17 protein-coding genes are annotated in these 14,821 nt (G+C 71.1%); 11 read left to right on the forward strand and 6 right to left on the reverse strand.

Annotated features, from left to right (window positions below; all coding sequences use genetic code 11):
* Positions 1-63 precede the first annotated feature (63 nt).
* Positions 64-1,200 (forward strand): o-succinylbenzoate synthase, encoded by a 1,137-nt coding sequence (gene menC, locus ACJJV7_RS13140; protein WP_405374052.1) that lies wholly within the window; start codon positions 64-66, stop codon positions 1,198-1,200.
* Positions 1,201-1,228: 28 nt separating this feature from the next.
* Here menC and ACJJV7_RS13145 read toward each other — a convergent pair whose 3' ends face one another.
* The 5 genes from ACJJV7_RS13145 to ACJJV7_RS13165 form a co-directional block, all read right to left on the reverse strand.
* Positions 1,229-1,498, reverse strand: a complete 270-nt coding sequence (locus ACJJV7_RS13145) for a hypothetical protein (protein WP_405374050.1) — start codon at positions 1,496-1,498, stop codon at positions 1,229-1,231.
* Between the two features lie 98 nt (positions 1,499-1,596).
* On the reverse strand, positions 1,597-2,997 hold the full coding sequence (locus ACJJV7_RS13150; protein ID WP_405374927.1) for an MFS transporter: 1,401 nt from the start codon (positions 2,995-2,997) through the stop codon (positions 1,597-1,599).
* A gap of 87 nt (positions 2,998-3,084) precedes the next feature.
* Positions 3,085-3,885, reverse strand: a complete 801-nt coding sequence (locus tag ACJJV7_RS13155) for an SDR family oxidoreductase (protein WP_405374049.1) — start codon at positions 3,883-3,885, stop codon at positions 3,085-3,087.
* Between the two features lie 77 nt (positions 3,886-3,962).
* On the reverse strand, positions 3,963-4,454 hold the full coding sequence (locus ACJJV7_RS13160; protein ID WP_405374048.1) for a hypothetical protein: 492 nt from the start codon (positions 4,452-4,454) through the stop codon (positions 3,963-3,965).
* A gap of 2 nt (positions 4,455-4,456) precedes the next feature.
* Positions 4,457-5,899 (reverse strand): SPFH domain-containing protein, encoded by a 1,443-nt coding sequence (locus tag ACJJV7_RS13165; protein ID WP_405374046.1) that lies wholly within the window; start codon positions 5,897-5,899, stop codon positions 4,457-4,459.
* Positions 5,900-6,006: 107 nt separating this feature from the next.
* Between ACJJV7_RS13165 and ACJJV7_RS13170 the strand changes: the two genes are divergently transcribed.
* Entirely contained in the window at positions 6,007-6,372 is a 366-nt protein-coding gene (locus ACJJV7_RS13170; RefSeq protein ID WP_405374045.1) for a DUF4870 domain-containing protein, read from the forward strand.
* A gap of 136 nt (positions 6,373-6,508) precedes the next feature.
* Positions 6,509-7,897: a glycine--tRNA ligase gene (locus tag ACJJV7_RS13175; RefSeq protein ID WP_405374043.1), complete on the forward strand. Its 1,389-nt coding sequence runs from the start codon at positions 6,509-6,511 to the stop codon at positions 7,895-7,897.
* 42 nt (positions 7,898-7,939) lie between these two features.
* Here ACJJV7_RS13175 and ACJJV7_RS13180 read toward each other — a convergent pair whose 3' ends face one another.
* A complete protein-coding gene (locus ACJJV7_RS13180) occupies positions 7,940-8,515 on the reverse strand; it encodes an HhH-GPD-type base excision DNA repair protein (RefSeq protein WP_405374042.1) in 576 nt (191 codons plus the stop codon).
* A 50-nt stretch (positions 8,516-8,565) separates the two neighbouring features.
* On the opposite strand from ACJJV7_RS13180, the gene ACJJV7_RS13185 reads away from it, so the two are divergent.
* The 8 genes from ACJJV7_RS13185 to ACJJV7_RS13220 all read left to right on the forward strand — a co-directional run bounded on the left by ACJJV7_RS13185 (position 8,566) and on the right by ACJJV7_RS13220 (position 14,817).
* Positions 8,566-9,993, forward strand: a complete 1,428-nt coding sequence (locus ACJJV7_RS13185) for a protoporphyrinogen/coproporphyrinogen oxidase (protein ID WP_405374041.1) — start codon at positions 8,566-8,568, stop codon at positions 9,991-9,993.
* An 88-nt stretch (positions 9,994-10,081) separates the two neighbouring features.
* Positions 10,082-10,489 carry a hypothetical protein gene (locus tag ACJJV7_RS13190; RefSeq protein WP_405374039.1) on the forward strand — a complete coding sequence of 136 codons (408 nt, stop codon included), beginning with the start codon at positions 10,082-10,084 and terminating at the stop codon, positions 10,487-10,489.
* A complete protein-coding gene (locus tag ACJJV7_RS13195; protein ID WP_405374038.1) occupies positions 10,486-10,896 on the forward strand; it encodes a phage holin family protein in 411 nt (136 codons plus the stop codon). The genes ACJJV7_RS13190 and ACJJV7_RS13195 overlap by 4 nt, the downstream gene beginning before the upstream one ends.
* Positions 10,886-11,152: a hypothetical protein gene (locus tag ACJJV7_RS13200; protein ID WP_405374036.1), complete on the forward strand. Its 267-nt coding sequence runs from the start codon at positions 10,886-10,888 to the stop codon at positions 11,150-11,152. Before ACJJV7_RS13195 ends, ACJJV7_RS13200 begins: the two co-directional genes overlap by 11 nt.
* 186 nt (positions 11,153-11,338) lie before the next feature.
* Positions 11,339-12,169 (forward strand): uroporphyrinogen-III synthase, encoded by an 831-nt coding sequence (locus ACJJV7_RS13205; RefSeq protein ID WP_405374034.1) that lies wholly within the window; start codon positions 11,339-11,341, stop codon positions 12,167-12,169.
* 95 nt (positions 12,170-12,264) lie between these two features.
* On the forward strand, positions 12,265-12,717 hold the full coding sequence (locus tag ACJJV7_RS13210; protein WP_405374032.1) for a hypothetical protein: 453 nt from the start codon (positions 12,265-12,267) through the stop codon (positions 12,715-12,717).
* A 110-nt stretch (positions 12,718-12,827) separates the two neighbouring features.
* The gene (locus ACJJV7_RS13215; protein ID WP_405374030.1) at positions 12,828-13,889 is read left to right on the forward strand and encodes an enoyl-CoA hydratase/isomerase family protein; all 1,062 of its coding nucleotides are present in this window, start codon (positions 12,828-12,830) and stop codon (positions 13,887-13,889) included.
* Between the two features lies 1 nt (position 13,890).
* Positions 13,891-14,817, forward strand: a complete 927-nt coding sequence (locus tag ACJJV7_RS13220) for a DnaJ domain-containing protein (protein WP_405374028.1) — start codon at positions 13,891-13,893, stop codon at positions 14,815-14,817.
* The last annotated feature ends 4 nt before the right edge of the window (positions 14,818-14,821 follow it).

Here is a 14,821-nt window from a genome sequence, read left to right on the forward strand (position 1 = left end):
CCCGACGGTACGGCGGGCGGGCGGCCCTCGCATCCGCCCCGCAACCCCGCGTAACCTGACCGGATGCCGATCGCCCACCCCGCTGCATCCGTCCCTCTCGAGGCGATCGAGCTGCGGGTGCTGCACCTGCCGCTCGTCGCGCCGTTCACGACCTCGTTCGGCACCGAGACGGTGCGGGAGGTCATCGTCGTGCGGGCGCAGACGGGGGTGGGCGCCGACGGGTGGGGTGAGATCGTCACGCAGAACGCGCCGCTGTACTCCAGCGAGTACACCCAGGGTGCGTGGGACGTCGCGACGAGGTGGCTGGCGCCCGCCCTGCTCGATCGCAGGACCCTGTCACCTGCAGAGGTCGCGACAGCCCTGAGCCCGTTCGTGGGGCATCGGATGGCGAAGGCCGGGCTCGAGCTCGCCGTCCTCGATGCGGCTCTCCGCGCCGAGAGCCGGTCGTTCGCGGATTACCTCGGGGCGCAGCGCGAGCTCGTGCCGTCGGGGGTGAGCGTCGGCATCCAGGCGGATCCCGCGGCCCTCGTGGAGACCGTCCGCGGCTACCTCGACGAGGGGTACGTGCGCATCAAGATCAAGATCCGTCCCGGCCGCGACATCGAGGACACCGCCGCGGTGCGCGCGGCCTTTCCCGACATCCCGCTGCAGGTCGACGCGAACTCCGCGTACACGCTGGCCGATGCCGACACCCTCGCCCAGCTCGACCGCTTCGGGCTGCTGCTGATCGAGCAGCCCCTCCAGGAGGACGACATCGTTGACCACGCCGCGCTCGCGCAACAGCTGAAAACGCCGATCTGCCTCGACGAGTCGATCACGTCGGCCAAGGCCGCCCGCGACGCGCTCGCCCTCGGGGCCACCACGGTGATCAACATCAAGGCGGGGCGGGTGGGCGGCTACCTCGAGGCCGTCCGCATCGCGGACCTGTGCGAGAGCGCCGGCATCCCGGTGTGGTGCGGCGGAATGCTCGAGACCGGGATCGGTCGCGCCGCGAACGCCGCGCTCGCCGCCCTGCCGGCGTTCACGCTGCCGGGCGACGTCTCGGCGTCGAACCGCTTCTACGACCGCGACATCGTGACAGGGCCGGCGGTCCTCGAAAGCGGGCATGTGCGCGTTCCGACCGGTCCGGGCCTCGGCATCGAGATCGACGATGACGCGCTGGAGGCGTTCACCGTCGCGCGGGAGACCATCCGCCGCTGAGCGGGCAGCGGCGGAGGCCCCCATGTTCTCACCAGACGATGCCGCCGCCGATGGAGATGCCGCCCCAGGTGAGCAGGACGAAGATGGCGGCGAAGACGACCGGCGCGATGCCCGCGCCGCGGCGGGCGAGGCCCTTGAGCAGCGCGATCACCACGAGGACGGCGGCGATGAGCGAGAGGCCGCCACCGAGGAAGAACCCGATGAACAGCGGGATCGGCATCAGCAGGAGACCGAGGAGACCGACTCCGAAGGCGGCCCAGGCGAGGGGGTTGGATCGGCGTTCGACAGGGTAGGACATGCTCCCATCATCCCTGGGGGTCGCCGAGTGCCGCGATGGGGCTGTCCCGAAACCTCGTCCGTGGTAGGGGGAGAGGTGGTGCGCCGGCGGGCACCCGGTCAGCGCGGCAGCGACGGACGAGCCTCGTGCGGGTCGCGCCGACGGGGGATGAACAGTGCCACGGCGAGGGCGATCGTGGCCGCGACGATCCCCAGGATGAACGACATCTCGAAGGCGGCGGGGGTGGGAACCCGGACGCCGCCCTGCGAGGTCGAGAGCCCGGCGAGCACGGCGCCGATGACCGCGGCGGCGGTCGACGTGCCGAGGGAACGGAAGAGGGCGTTCAACCCGTTCGAGGCGCCGGTCTCGGTCGGAGGAACCGACCGCATGATGAGCATCGGCATGCCCGCGTAGCCGAAGCCGATGCCGACCCCGATGAGCAGGTTCGCGATCAGCAGGTGCCACACCTCGCTTGCCCAGAGGAGCGAGAACCCGTATGCCGCGATGAGGGCGGCGGCGCCCAGGACCAGCAGCAGCTGGGGCCCGACCGTTCGTGCGAGCCGGCCGGAGAACGGCGAGAGCACCATCATCACGAGCCCGGCCGGCATGATGACGAGACTCGCCTGCAGCAGCGAGAGCCCGAACCCGCCCGCCGCGGTGGGCAGCTCCAGCATCTGCGGATACGACACGTTCGACGCGAAGAGCGCGAAGCCGATCGCGACCGAGGCGAGATTGGTCAGGAGGACCGCGGGCCGCGCCGCGACCCTCAGGTCGAGGAGCGGCTCGTCGAGGCGCAGCTCGTACCAGCCCCAGACGAGCAGCACGACGATGCCGCCGAGACCGCACGCGAGGGTCGCGGGCGAGAGCCAGCCCCACTCGTTGCCGCGCGAGATCGCGAGCAGCACGCCCGTGAGTCCGACCGCCAAGCCCCCCGCGCCCGCATAGTCGAAGCGTCCGGCGGTGCGCAGCACGCTCGGCGGGATCACGCGCATGACGAGGACGAACACGACGACCCCGAGACCGGCGGACATCCAGAACAGCACGTGCCAGTCGCTCGTCTCGGTGATGATGGCGCTGATCGGCATCCCGATCGCACCGCCCACCCCGAGGGTCGCCGACATGAAGGCGATCGCGGCGTCGACCTTGTCCTCGTGGAGCACGTCTCGCATGATCGAGATCCCGAGCGGGACCACGCCGGTCACGGCGCCCTGCAGTGCGCGGCCGACGATCACGCCGATGATCCCGGGAGAGACGGCCGCGACGACGGACCCGATCACGAGGAGCGCCAGCAGGACGAGGACGATACGCCGCTTGCCGTACATGTCGCCCAGACGCCCGGCGATCGGCGTGATCACGGCGGCGGCGAGGAGCGTCGCCGTGACGACCCACGCGGTGTCCTCACGGCTGGCCGAGAGGAGTTCGGGGAGCTTCGACTGGATCGGCACGACGAGCGTGAACATGAACGACGAGGCGAGCCCCGCGACGGCCAGCACTGCGACGATGGCGCCCTGTCGCGGCATCCGGGTCAGTCGTCGTCTCTCAGCATCCCCGTTTTCGGCCATCCCCCCAGGCTAAGCCCGGGCTCCGACGCCGCGGCGCGCGGGTGCTCAGCCGGCGGTGCGCCAGTCGTCGGACTCGAGGTGCGATCCCGCCTGCGGGCCCATCTGCAGCATGCCGCCGTCGACCACCCAGGTCGCCGCGGTCACGTACGACGAGGCGGGTGAGGCGAGGAAGGCCACGACGTCGGCGATCTCCTCGGGCTTGCCGGGGCGTGGGATGGGGATGCCGGGACGGTGGGTCTGGTCGGCTTCCTCGGCGTCCATGTCGTTGATGGGGGTCGCGATCTCGCCCGGGGCCACCGAGTTGACGGTGATCCCGCGGTCGCCCAGCTCCTGGGCCATCGTCTTCACGAGACCCTCGAGGCCGTGCTTCGACGCGACGTACGGCGCCGAGCCGACGCGCGGCTGCGAGCCGTGCACGCTCGTGACCGCGATGATCCGCCCACCCGTGCCGGCTTCCGCCATGAGGGTGGCCGCGGTGTGCATCCCGACGAACGCGCCGTCGAGGTTCAGGGCGACGACGGTGCGCCACGAGTCGATGTCGAGGTCCAGGAACGGGCCGCCCGTGCCGCCGCCGGCGTTGTTGACGAAGACGTCGAGGCCGCCGAGCTCCGTCGCGAGGCCGCGGATGACACCGGGCACCTTCTCGAGCTCCGTGGCGTCGAAGTGCGCGACGACCGCGTTGCGACCGCGCGCACGGACCTGCTCGGCCGTCTCGTTCGCGCCGTCCTCGTCGGAGTGCCAGGTGACGCCGACGTCCATGCCGGCGCCCGCGAGGGCGAGGGCGGTGGCGCGACCGATGCCCGAGTCGGAGGCGGTGACGATGGCGTAGCGCGGTGTGAAGGTCATGCTCCCGACGGTACGAACCGACATGCCGCCGGTGCACCGGGTTGACAGTGCGGCCGAGGCGACGTACCCCGGCCGCGTCAGCCGCGGCGGGTGGCCGACCGGAGCCGGGCGATGTCGTCGTCGGTGAAGAGGGCGCGCGGGAGGATCGCGACCCCGGCCACCCGGGGCCCCACCCGCAGGATGACCGCGTCACCGGCGACGTCGACGGCGCGCAGCGCAGAGAATCGCAGCTCGGTCGAGCCGAGCGCCGTCGTCGAGATGAGGGAGTCCGCCGTCACCGACGCAGTCGGGACGGAGCCGACCGGGTAGGCCTGGCGCACGGAGGCGCGGGTGCCGAAGTACCACAGCGCCACGATGACCACCACCGCGGCGGACAGCAGGACGGCCGGCAGCGCGGCCGCACGGTCACCCGACACGGTCAGGACGACTCCCGTGACGATGAAGAGCCCGATCAGCGCGAACAGGATGATCGCGGCGGGCCGGACGATCTGCCAGCGCAGGTACGCACGGGCAAGACGAGAGGCCAGCCCCTCGTCGACGGCGAGGGACCGGCCGCTCTGGTCCGACATGCTCAGACGGCGTCCGGTGACGGCGCGTCAGCGGATGCCGGTGCGTCGCCCGGCTCCGCCTCCATCGTGGCCGTCGACGACCGGCGGCGCAGCGGTGCGTCCTCCTGCTGGAGGCCCTGCGCGACGCCGCGCCCGGTGGCCTGGCCCTGGATGATCTGGCGCAGGTCGATGCCCGTGGTCGCCTGCACGGCGTCGAAGGTGGCCCGCATGCTCGAGGCGCTCTCGGAGGCGATGTGGCTCGATGCGCCGTCGCCGCCGAGCACCGTGATCGAGCCGACCTTGTCGAACCCGCGGGCGAACTCGGTCATGAGCGGCACGAGGGCCTCGATGGCGCGCTGGGCGAGCAGCGCGTCCTGGTTCTGCGCGATGGCCGAGGCCTCGGCGCGGATGGCGGCAGCACGGGCATCACCGGCGAGCCGCACGGCGTCGGCGTCGGCGATGGCGCGAAGGCGCGTGGCCTCGGCCTCCTGCGCGGCGATCTGCGCGCGCGCCTCGGCGGCCTTGACCTGCGTGTAGGCCTCGGCGTCGGCCGCACGCTCGCGCTCGTAGAGGGCGGCGTCGGCGACCTTCTTGACGTCGGCGTCGAGCTTGGCCTGACGGTTCTCGGCCTGCTGCAGGAGGACGGCCTGCTCGCGCTCGGCGCGGGCGAGGGCCTCGGCCTGCTCGGCCTCGGCGCGGGCGCGGCCGACCTCGGCCGAGGCGGTCGCCGTGTTGCGGTCGTAGGCGGTCTGCTCGATGAGGTTGGCCTCGTCGGTGGCGATCTGCCGCGCCTTGACCTCGCGGGCGGCGTTGATGCGCGCGACGTCGGCTTCGCGGCGGACGCGCTCGACCTCGGTGGCGCCGAGGGCGTCGATGTAGCCGTTCTTGTCGGTGACGCCCTGGATCTGGAAGGAGTCGAGGATGAGGCCCTGGGCGAGCAGGTCGCTCTTGATGCCGTCGGCGATCTGGTCGGAGAGCTTCTGGCGGTCCTGCATCAGCTGCTCGACGGTCAGCGTCGCCACGACGCCGCGCAGGGCGCCTTCGAGCTGCTCGGTGGTGAACTGCTCGATCGCGCTGTCCTGCGACAGGAATCGCTCCGCGGCGCGGCGGACGAACTCGGGGTCGGAGCCGATCTTGACGAGGGCGACACCGCTCACGTTGACCGTGACGCCGTTGGATGCCTGTGCGGTCGGCTCCATCTTGATCTGGCGGGCGCGGAGCGAGATCATCTCCGCGCGCTGGGTGAGCGGGTTGACGAGCGCGCCGCCACCGGTGATGACCGAGATGCGCGACGAGTCGCCCGCGGCGTTCTTCTGACTGCGACCGACGACCACGAGGGCCTGATCGGCCTTGGCGACCTTGTACCAGGCGCGCAGCACCACCATCAGGATGATGATGAAGATGATGACGGCGACGACGACGATCCCGCCGATCACGAGTGCGCCGCCTGCGATGAGTGCGTCCATATCCAGTTTCCCCCTGAGTGACGATGGCGTGCTTCGAACGTATCGGGTCGGTGGCCCTTTCGGCGAAGATCATCCGCCGCGATCGGCGCATCCTCTACGCTGAGCGCATGACGACGCCCCCGCCGTACGGCGCCCAGCCGCCCGTGCCGCCGATGAGCCCTGCCGACGAGAAGATGTGGGCGACGCTGACCCACCTCAGTGGAATCTTCTTCTTCATCGGTCCGCTCATCGCCTACATCGTCCTGCGCGACCGAGGGCCCTTCATCCGCGCGCACACCGCTGCGGCGCTGAACGTCCAGCTCACCCTCGTCATCGGGTACCTGGTCTCGAGCGTCCTCATGATCGTCCTGATCGGGTTCCTCCTCTTCCCCGCCGTCTACATCTGGGGCCTTGTTGTCGCGATCCTGGGCGCCGTGAAGGCCAACCAGGGGCAGTGGTTCACGCCTCCGGCGACGATCCGTTTCGTCTCCTGAGGACGGCGACGAGCGTTCCTGCGGTGGGGGACGGGCCCGGGGAGGCCGCGCGCGGCGACGGCTAGACTCGATGGATGCCGTCCGCGTGCGGCATCCGCGATTTTCCGCACCCGAATCCGACCATTTGGAGCCACCTGTGGCCGAGCAGTCCCGTCTCGACAAAGTCATCGCCCTCGCCCGCCACCGCGGGTTCGTCTTCCAGGCCGGTGAGATCTACGGAGGGTCGCGGTCGGCGTGGGACTACGGTCCCCTCGGCACCGAGCTGAAGGAGAACATCCGACGGCAGTGGTGGCAGACCTTCGTCCGCGGACGCGGCGACATGGTCGGCCTCGACTCCTCGGTGATCCTCCCCAAGCGCGTCTGGGAGGCATCCGGCCACGTCGCGACGTTCTCCGACCCGCTCGTCGAGTGCCTCCAGTGCCACAAGCGCTTCCGCGAGGACACCCTCATCGAGGACTTCGAGGCGCGCAAGGGCCGCGCGGCCGAGAACGGTCTCGCCGACGTCCCCTGCCCCAACTGCGGCACCAAGGGCAACTACACCGAGCCGAAGTCGTTCTCGGGCCTCGTCAAGACCTACCTCGGCGTCGTCGACGACGAGAGCGGGCTGCACTTCCTCCGCCCCGAGACCGCCCAGGGCATCTTCGTGAACTTCTCGAACGTGCTGACCGCATCGCGCAAGAAGCCGCCGTTCGGCATCGGCCAGGTCGGCAAGGCGTTCCGCAACGAGATCACCCCCGGCAACTTCATCTTCCGCACGCGCGAGTTCGAGCAGATGGAGATCGAGTTCTTCACCCCGCCCGCAGAAGCCGGCGAATGGTTCGACCACTGGGTCGAGGCCTGCTGGAACTGGTTCATCGACCTCGGCATCGACCCCGAGAACATGCGCCAGTTCGACGTCCCGAAGGAAGACCGCGCCCACTACTCGGCCGGGACGATCGACGTCGAGTACCGCTTCGGCTTCACCGGCAAGGAGTGGGGCGAGCTCATGGGCGTCGCCAACCGCACCGACTACGACCTGACGAGCCACATCGAGGCGTCGGGCCAGAAGCTCACCTACTTCGACCAGGCATCGGGTGAGACGTACGTCCCGTTCGTCATCGAGCCCTCGTTCGGCCTGACCCGCGCCATGATGGCCTTCCTCGTCGACGCCTACCGCGAAGAAGAGGTGCCGAACGCGAAGGGCGGCACCGACACCCGCACGGTGCTCGGGCTCGACCCGCGTCTCGCGCCGGTCAAGGTCGCCGTGCTTCCCCTCAGCCGCAACGAGCGGCTGTCGCCGCTGGCCCGCCAGGTCGCCGACGACCTTCGTGCCAACGGCTGGAACATCGACTTCGACGACGCCGGAGCCATCGGCCGCCGGTACCGCCGTCAGGACGAGATCGGCACGCCGTTCTGCGTGACGATTGACTTCGACTCGCTCGACGACAACGCGGTCACCATCCGCGACCGCGACACGATGGCGCAGGAGCGGGTGGCGCTCGGCGAGCTGCACACCTACCTCGCGCCGCGCCTGCGCGGAGCCTGACGCTGCGGCGGGCGCGGAGGCTCAGCCGCCGCGCCCGCAGGCTCAGCCCTTGGCTTCTTTCGCGGCCGCCTTCGCCGCGCGCTTGTGCTCGCGGACCTTCGTGAGCGACTCGGGGGAGACGATGTCGGCGACGGATCGGAACGATCCTTCCTCGCCGTAGGCGCCCGCAGCCTTGCGCCAGCCCGCGCCGGTGAAGCCGTACTGCTTGCCGAGCAGGGCGACGAAGATGCGCGCCTTCTGCTCGCCGAAGCCCGGCAGCGCCTTGAGCCGCTTCAGGACCGTGGCGCCGTCGGGGTCGCCTTCTGTCCACAGGCGCGAGGCGTCGCCGCCCCACTCGTCGACGAGCGTCTGGCAGAGCGACTGCACGCGGCCCGCCATGGAACCGGGGAACCGGTGCACCGCGGGGGTCTGCCCGAACACCGCCGCGAAGTCGTCCGGATCGGCGCCCGCGATCGAGGCGGCGTCGAGCCCGCCGGTGCGCTTGCGGATCTTGAGCGGTCCCGCGAAGGCCGTCTCCATCGCGATCTGCTGATCGAGCAGCATGCCGATCAGCAGGGCGAGCGGTTCGTCGGTGAGGAGCGCGTCGGCGTCGTCGTCGCCGGTGATGTGCAGGGCCATGCCCCCATGTTCCCACCGGACGGGCAGTCCGCGTGGGGGAGGATGGACCCATGTCCTTCGACCCCGCCGCAGACCTCGTATCGCACGCTCGCAACGCCCGCGTCGTCGTGATCGGCGGAGGGGCCGCCGGGCTCGTCGCCGCCCTCGAGTGCGCAAAGATCGGCATGCGCGTGACGCTGCTCGAAGCGGGCGATCGCCTGGGCGGCTCCATCGCGAGCGCCGAGATCGACGGCGAGACGGTCGACGTGGCCGGTGACGGATTCCGTCTCGCCCGCGGGGCGCTCGCCGACCTCATCGATGAGCTCGGCCTGCAGGGCGAGGTCGTCCGGGCCCGGCCCGGCGACACGTGGGTCGCGGGTCCGCACGGCGTCGCACCCCTCCCGACCGCTTCGATGCTCGGCATCCCCGCGAACCCCTTCGATGACCGCACCCGCGCGATCATCGGATGGTCGGGAGTGTGGCGGGCCTACATCGATCGGCTCCGCCCGCCCCTGACGATCGGCACCGAACGCAGCCTCGGCGCTCTCGTGCGCACGCGCCTCGGCGCCCGCGTCGTCGACCGGATGGTCGCCCCCCTCACGTACGGCGTGCACGGCCTCTCGCCCGAACTGGTCGACGTCGACAGCGCCCTCCGCGGCCTGAACACCGCCCTCACGCGCACGGGATCGTTGACCGGCGCCGTGTCGCAGCAGCTGCCGGATGCCGGTGCCCCCGAGTCCCGGGCGACGCTGCGCGGCGGCATGTCGACGTTCGTCGAGGCCCTCCGTGCGCGGCTGGTCGACCTCGACGTCGACATCCGCATGGCCGCTCCGGTGACTCGGATCGACCGGATCGACGGCGGATGGTCGGTGACCGCCGCTCCTGCGGGCGAGGAGAGCGACGAGACCGGCCCGATCCTCGCGCACGCCGTCATCGTCGCAACGCCCGAGCGCCACGCGCGGGCACTGCTCGCCCCTCACCTGCCCGAGCTGGACGAGCCGCCGATCTCCCCTGACGACATCGACGTCGTCACCCTTCTTCTCGATGCCCCTGCGCTCGATGCCCGGCCCCGCGGCCACGCCGTGTACGCCGTGCCCCGCCCCGGCGCCGCCTCGGCGGTCGTGCACGCGACGGCGACCTGGCCCCACGAGCCGGGCCAGCCGCACGTCGTCCGGGTGACGCTCCCCGCCACCGACGACACGGATGCCGCCGCGGTCACCGCTGCGACCGAGGCAGCGCGCGACCTGCTCGGCGTCGACCTCGGCCGGGTGCGCGGCGCGATCCGCACCCGTCACGAGCGGGGGCTCCCGGCATCCGCTCTCTCACCCGCCCGCGAGGCGGTGCGCGCCACCGCACGCAGCGACGACCGCCTCGGCGTGGTCGGAGCGTGGATCGGCGGGAACGGTCTCGTGCGCGTCGTCGGCGATGCCCACACCGAGGCGGAGCGGATCCGCTCGACGCTCCTCTGGGGGACGGGCTCCGAGGATGCATCCCGCTGAGACGGATGTCAAGGGTAGATACCGCGGGCGGAATGCACCGTTACGCTGAGTTTTCGGCATCACACCGCTTCGAACGTGAGGAATCGCCATGAAGGGCAAGATCGGAATCGTCGTCGGCCTGACTGCGGGCTACGTGCTCGGAGCGCGCGCCGGCAGGCAGCGCTACGACCAGATCAAGGATGCTTACCTGCGGGTCTACCGCACGCCGTCCGTGCAGAAGCAGGTCGACAAGGTCGCCGAGCTCGGCAAGTCGGCCGCGTTCTCCATCCCCACGGTCCTCTGGGACGGCGCGGTGAAGGTCACCCGTGCCGCGACGACGAAGGGGTCGGCGGGCCAGAAGCTCGACGCCGCCCTCGACGCGTCGAAGGACGCTGCAGACGACGTGAAGGATGCTGCGGAGACCACGGCAGACGCGGTCGCGAGCAAGACGAACTCCTCCGCTCGGAGCGGTTCGGCGACGCCTCGAGCCAAGAAGGCCTCGGACTCGGCATCATGAGCTCTCCCCGCGGTTTTCGCGATCGTCGCGACGACAGCCTGTTCTCACTGATCGGCGATCTTCCCGAACTGGTCCGCAACCTGATCTCAGCGGAGATCTCGGCGGCGAAGGCATGGGCGACGCGGACGGGGAAGGATGCCGGCGTCGTCGGCCTCTGGTTCGTCCTCGCGCTGTTCGTGCTGTTCTGGACGATCCCGGCGATCGGTGCGTTCACGATCATCGGACTGTCGTCCTGGATCGCGCCGTGGCTCGCCGCCCTCATCCTGGTCGCGATCGGCCTCATCCTCGTCGTCGTCCTGGCTCTCCTCGGGCTTGCGCGCGTGAAGCGCATGCGCAGCCGCGAGAACCCCGCGAAGGCGATGTCCGCCGACGCCCGCATCGTGAAGGAAGTGGCCGATGAGTTCTGAGCTGCCCCGCACCGCCGTCCCGATCGGCATCACCGATCCCGTCGAGCGTGCCCGTGCCGAGCTGAAGGCGGCACTGATGGCCATCGAAGAGAAGGCCAACGTCCCGAAGCGTGCCGCGCACGCCACCCAGCGCGCCAGCGTCGCCGCTCGCCGGTACGCCGATCGCAATCCCACCGGTGCCGCGGCGGCAGCCGTCGGTGCCGCGCTCGCCGTGGGCGCCCTGGTCTGGGGAGCGGTGCGCCTCTACACGCGCTGATCGACCGACCCCCGACGCACGTCGCCAGGCGCGGCGTGCTCGGGGGTATGCTCGATCCCAGGCAGCGGCGCTGAGGCGTAGCGCTGCCGGCGATGCGATCCCGAACCGCACGCAACCGCTCCGTTCGCCTGCAGAACGTCTGCCCTTCCGCACGGGATGGCCGACCGCCTACACGAGAGTCGATCCATGAACACATCTGCTGCGGCCTCCGCACCCAAGCCCCTCAAGGGCTGGCGTGTGCTCGTGCCGCGCGGGGGTCCGTGGGGAGACAGCGTGGCCGCTGCGCTCCGCGCGCAGGGCGCGACTCCCGTCATCGCCCCGCTGATCAACTTCGCTCCGTCCGAAGATCCGACCTCACTCGAGTCGGCGCTCCGCGACCTCGCGGAGGGCGCGTTCGACTGGGTGACGTTGACGAGCTCGACCACTGTGGACGTGCTCCACGCCTACCGCGCCGTCATCCCTCCCACGACCCGCGTCGCCGCCGTCGGTGAGACCACCGCCGCCGCACTGTCGGCCGTCGGCTATCGCGTCGACCTCGTCCCCGACGAGGACAACTCGGCCGCCGGCATGGCCGCGAAGCTCATCGCGCTCGAGCCGGAGCCGACCCGGGTGCTGACCCTCCGGAGCGAGTTGGCCAAACCCGTCCTCACCAGGCTCCTCGCAGAGGCCGGCCACGATGTCCGCAGCGTCGTCGCGTACCGCACGATCGGCGTCCCGGTGACCGCGAAGGTCGCCGAAGAGGTCCGCTCCGGCCGTATCAACGCCGTCCTCGTCACGAGCGGATCGGTGGCCGAGCAGGTCTTCGCGCAGTTCCCCGAGATCCCCACCGAGACCGTCATCGCCGCGATCGGGCCGCGCACCGCGAAAGACGCGCGCCGTGCGGGCCTCGGCGTGAGCGTCGTCGCGAAGGACCAGACCGTCACCGGCCTGATCGCCGCCGTCTCGCAGTTCCCGCTTCCGCACGCGACCGACGAGTTCGCACCGCCGACCGGCTCGATACCGCGTCTCCAGGGCTGACACCCGGCCGGCCCCCGGCGCACTCCGTCTGCGCTGAGACCGGATCGTTGTGACCAGGCGCAGGTTCGGCCGGTTCGATTTGGCAGACTGGTCACATGGTGACGCTCCTTCTCGATGCAACGCGGCTGGAGGTCGCCCTTTCGGGCACGGAACGACTCTTGGCGTTTCGGAAGACACCGGTCCGAGTCGAGCGCGAGCACATCACGAAGGTCCAGCTCGTCGACGACCCGTGGAGCTGGCTCCGCGGCATCCCGAACCCCGGGACCGTCGTCCCGCGAACGGTCGCCATGGGCACGTGGCGGTCGGCGGGAGCCGACGACTTCGTCCTCGTCCGTCGGCGCCGACCCTCGGTCGTCATCGACCTGTCGGGCGATGAGGAGTTCACCCGGCTCGTGATCACCACCCGCCACGGGCTCGAACTCGTACAGGCGCTCCGCCTCGACATCGAGGACGAGCCGACCGACGTGGTCGAGCTCGCGACGAGCGAGATCCCGATCATCGCGCGCGTGCCCCGGTCCACCCGTCGCCGGGGGCCTGCGGCATCCTGACCTCCGTTTGCCGGGACTGATCGGGTCCCGCCGGGCCGGGTCGGTATGCGATTGCCGAGCATTCCCGGCCTCGCGCCGGCGCCGGGAGGTCGACCGGTAACGTTGCCAGGGTGACGAACCCACCGGCATCCGCTCTGCGCGTGCGTCGCGACGGCTCGGTCGGGCACGTGACCCTCGACCGTCCGCGTGCGATCAACGCCGTCGACCACGGCATGATCCTCGGCATCGCTGCGGCGCTCGACGACTGGGAGCACGACCCCGATGTGGTGATGGTCGTGCTCGACGGAGCCGGCGACCGAGGCTTCTGCGCCGGCGGCGATGTGCGGAGCCTCCGCGCTCAGATCATCGACGGCGACCCGATCGCGGCCATGGAGTTCTTCCGCGACGAGTACGCCCTCAACGCGCGGATCGCCGAGTACCCGAAGCCCGTGGTCGTCTTCGCCGACGGCATCACGATGGGCGGCGGCGTCGGCCTCGCCGGTCACGCTGCGGTCCGCATCGTGACCGAGCGCTCACTGCTCGCGATGCCGGAGACGCGCATCGGGCTCACGCCCGACGTCGGCGGATCCTGGCTGCTCGCGCGCGCCCCGGGACGCCTGGGCGAGTACCTCGGACTGACGGGCGCGACGATGGATGCCGCAGACGCGATCTACGCGGGCTTCGCCGATCATCTGATCCCCGCCGACCGTCTCGGCGACGTCTTCCACGCCTTCATCACCCGCGCCGACCCGCAGACGCCCACCGAGATCGCTCTGCTCTTCGACGAGACCGCCGGCCCCGCCGCGCTCGAGCAGGCTCGCGGCTGGATCGACGATGCCTTCTCGGCAGACACCGCCGTCGAGATCGTGGCACGTCTCCGCGCACGCCCCGAGGATGCAGCATCCGTCGCCGCAGACACGATCGAGCAGCTGTCGCCGACCAGCGTCGCGGTGACCCTCGCCGCCGTCCGGGCCGCCCGCGAGCTGCCCGACCTGCGCGCGGCGCTTTCGCAGGAGTACGGGCTCGTCGAGTGGATCGCGACCACCCAGCCCGACCTCGTCGAGGGCATCCGGGCGCAGCTGGTCGACAAGGACCGCACCCCGATCTGGCAGCCGTCGTCACTCGCCGAGCTGCCCGCAGACCTCGCCTCCCGCGCGCTCGATCACCGGCCGCAGACGGCCCTCTGGAGCTGACGTGTTCGACAGTCCGCTCTCCGCGTCGGCCTACGAGATCCTCGCCGTTTCCCACGACGCCTCCGAGGACGACCTCCGCAAGGCCTACCGGCTGCGCCTACGTCAGACCCATCCCGACACCGGGGGCGACGCCGCGGTCTTCGTGCAGGTGCAGCGGGCGTGGGAGCTCGTGGGCACCCCCGAGGCCCGCGCCGCCTACGACCGCGGCCACGGTTTCGCCGACGCGCCCTCGTTCGCACCCGATGCGCCGCAGTGGCGGCCTCCGCAGCGCCCGGCCGACACCCGGCCCCGGGCGCGTTCCTTCGGTCAGCCCGGCGGCTGGCGTCGTGAGAGGTACCTCACTCTCATGCGCGAGTGGGTCGGCCGCGGTGTCGACCTCGCCGATCCGTACGACCCGGCGCTCGTCCGCCGGGCGCCGCACGACATCCGCCGCCTGCTCGCCGACGCCCTGGCCGAAGAGGCGACCGCGCGGATCGTCGGGGAGCTCGGCATGGGCTACACGGTCTGGCACGACGTCGCCGCCGATCCCCATGACCCCAACGTCAAGCTCGACCACATCGTCCTCGGCCCGAGCGGCCTGTACGCCGTTCTCTCGGAGGACTTCGGGGCGCCCGTCCGCATCAAGCGAGGCGAGCTCATCGGCGACACCGTGGTCGGCTCACCGGTCGCCCAGCTCGTGCTGGCCGCACGGGGGCGCGGGCGCGCCGCGAAGGTGAAGTTCAGCGCCGCGATCGTCGTGCTCCCCGACGACGACGTGGCCGCCGCGATCGAGGAGGTCGGGCGCGTGAAGGGACTGCCGGTCGCGATCGTGGCGCGGAGCGCGCTCGCGACGGTGCTCCGGCGCGGAGTGACGGGTGCGCGCGAGATCGGCGGCAACGAGCTGTTCGATGTCCGCACCCGGCTGCAGCAGACCGTCCGCTTCGCCTGACCGG

Source organism: Microbacterium sp. Ld4 (assembly GCF_045066555.1).
Lineage (GTDB): Bacteria > Actinomycetota > Actinomycetes > Actinomycetales > Microbacteriaceae > Microbacterium.

Excerpts from the sequence above, each read along its gene's own strand:
- ACJJV7_RS13205 (WP_405374034.1), top strand. The coding sequence starts at position 11,339 with ATGAACACATCTGCTGCGGCCTCCGCACCCAAGCCCCTCAAGGGCTGG.
- ACJJV7_RS13160 (WP_405374048.1), bottom strand. The coding sequence starts at position 4,454 with ATGTCGGACCAGAGCGGCCGGTCCCTCGCCGTCGACGAGGGGCTGGCC.
- ACJJV7_RS13195 (WP_405374038.1), top strand. The coding sequence starts at position 10,486 with ATGAGCTCTCCCCGCGGTTTTCGCGATCGTCGCGACGACAGCCTGTTC.
- ACJJV7_RS13185 (WP_405374041.1), top strand. The coding sequence starts at position 8,566 with ATGTCCTTCGACCCCGCCGCAGACCTCGTATCGCACGCTCGCAACGCC.
- ACJJV7_RS13210 (WP_405374032.1), top strand. The coding sequence starts at position 12,265 with ATGGTGACGCTCCTTCTCGATGCAACGCGGCTGGAGGTCGCCCTTTCG.
- ACJJV7_RS13200 (WP_405374036.1), top strand. The coding sequence starts at position 10,886 with ATGAGTTCTGAGCTGCCCCGCACCGCCGTCCCGATCGGCATCACCGAT.
- ACJJV7_RS13150 (WP_405374927.1), bottom strand. The coding sequence starts at position 2,997 with ATGCCGCGACAGGGCGCCATCGTCGCAGTGCTGGCCGTCGCGGGGCTC.
- ACJJV7_RS13190 (WP_405374039.1), top strand. The coding sequence starts at position 10,082 with ATGAAGGGCAAGATCGGAATCGTCGTCGGCCTGACTGCGGGCTACGTG.
- ACJJV7_RS13145 (WP_405374050.1), bottom strand. The coding sequence starts at position 1,498 with ATGTCCTACCCTGTCGAACGCCGATCCAACCCCCTCGCCTGGGCCGCC.
- menC (WP_405374052.1), top strand. The coding sequence starts at position 64 with ATGCCGATCGCCCACCCCGCTGCATCCGTCCCTCTCGAGGCGATCGAG.
- ACJJV7_RS13165 (WP_405374046.1), bottom strand. The coding sequence starts at position 5,899 with ATGGACGCACTCATCGCAGGCGGCGCACTCGTGATCGGCGGGATCGTC.
- ACJJV7_RS13180 (WP_405374042.1), bottom strand. The coding sequence starts at position 8,515 with ATGGCCCTGCACATCACCGGCGACGACGACGCCGACGCGCTCCTCACC.
- ACJJV7_RS13155 (WP_405374049.1), bottom strand. The coding sequence starts at position 3,885 with ATGACCTTCACACCGCGCTACGCCATCGTCACCGCCTCCGACTCGGGC.
- ACJJV7_RS13170 (WP_405374045.1), top strand. The coding sequence starts at position 6,007 with ATGACGACGCCCCCGCCGTACGGCGCCCAGCCGCCCGTGCCGCCGATG.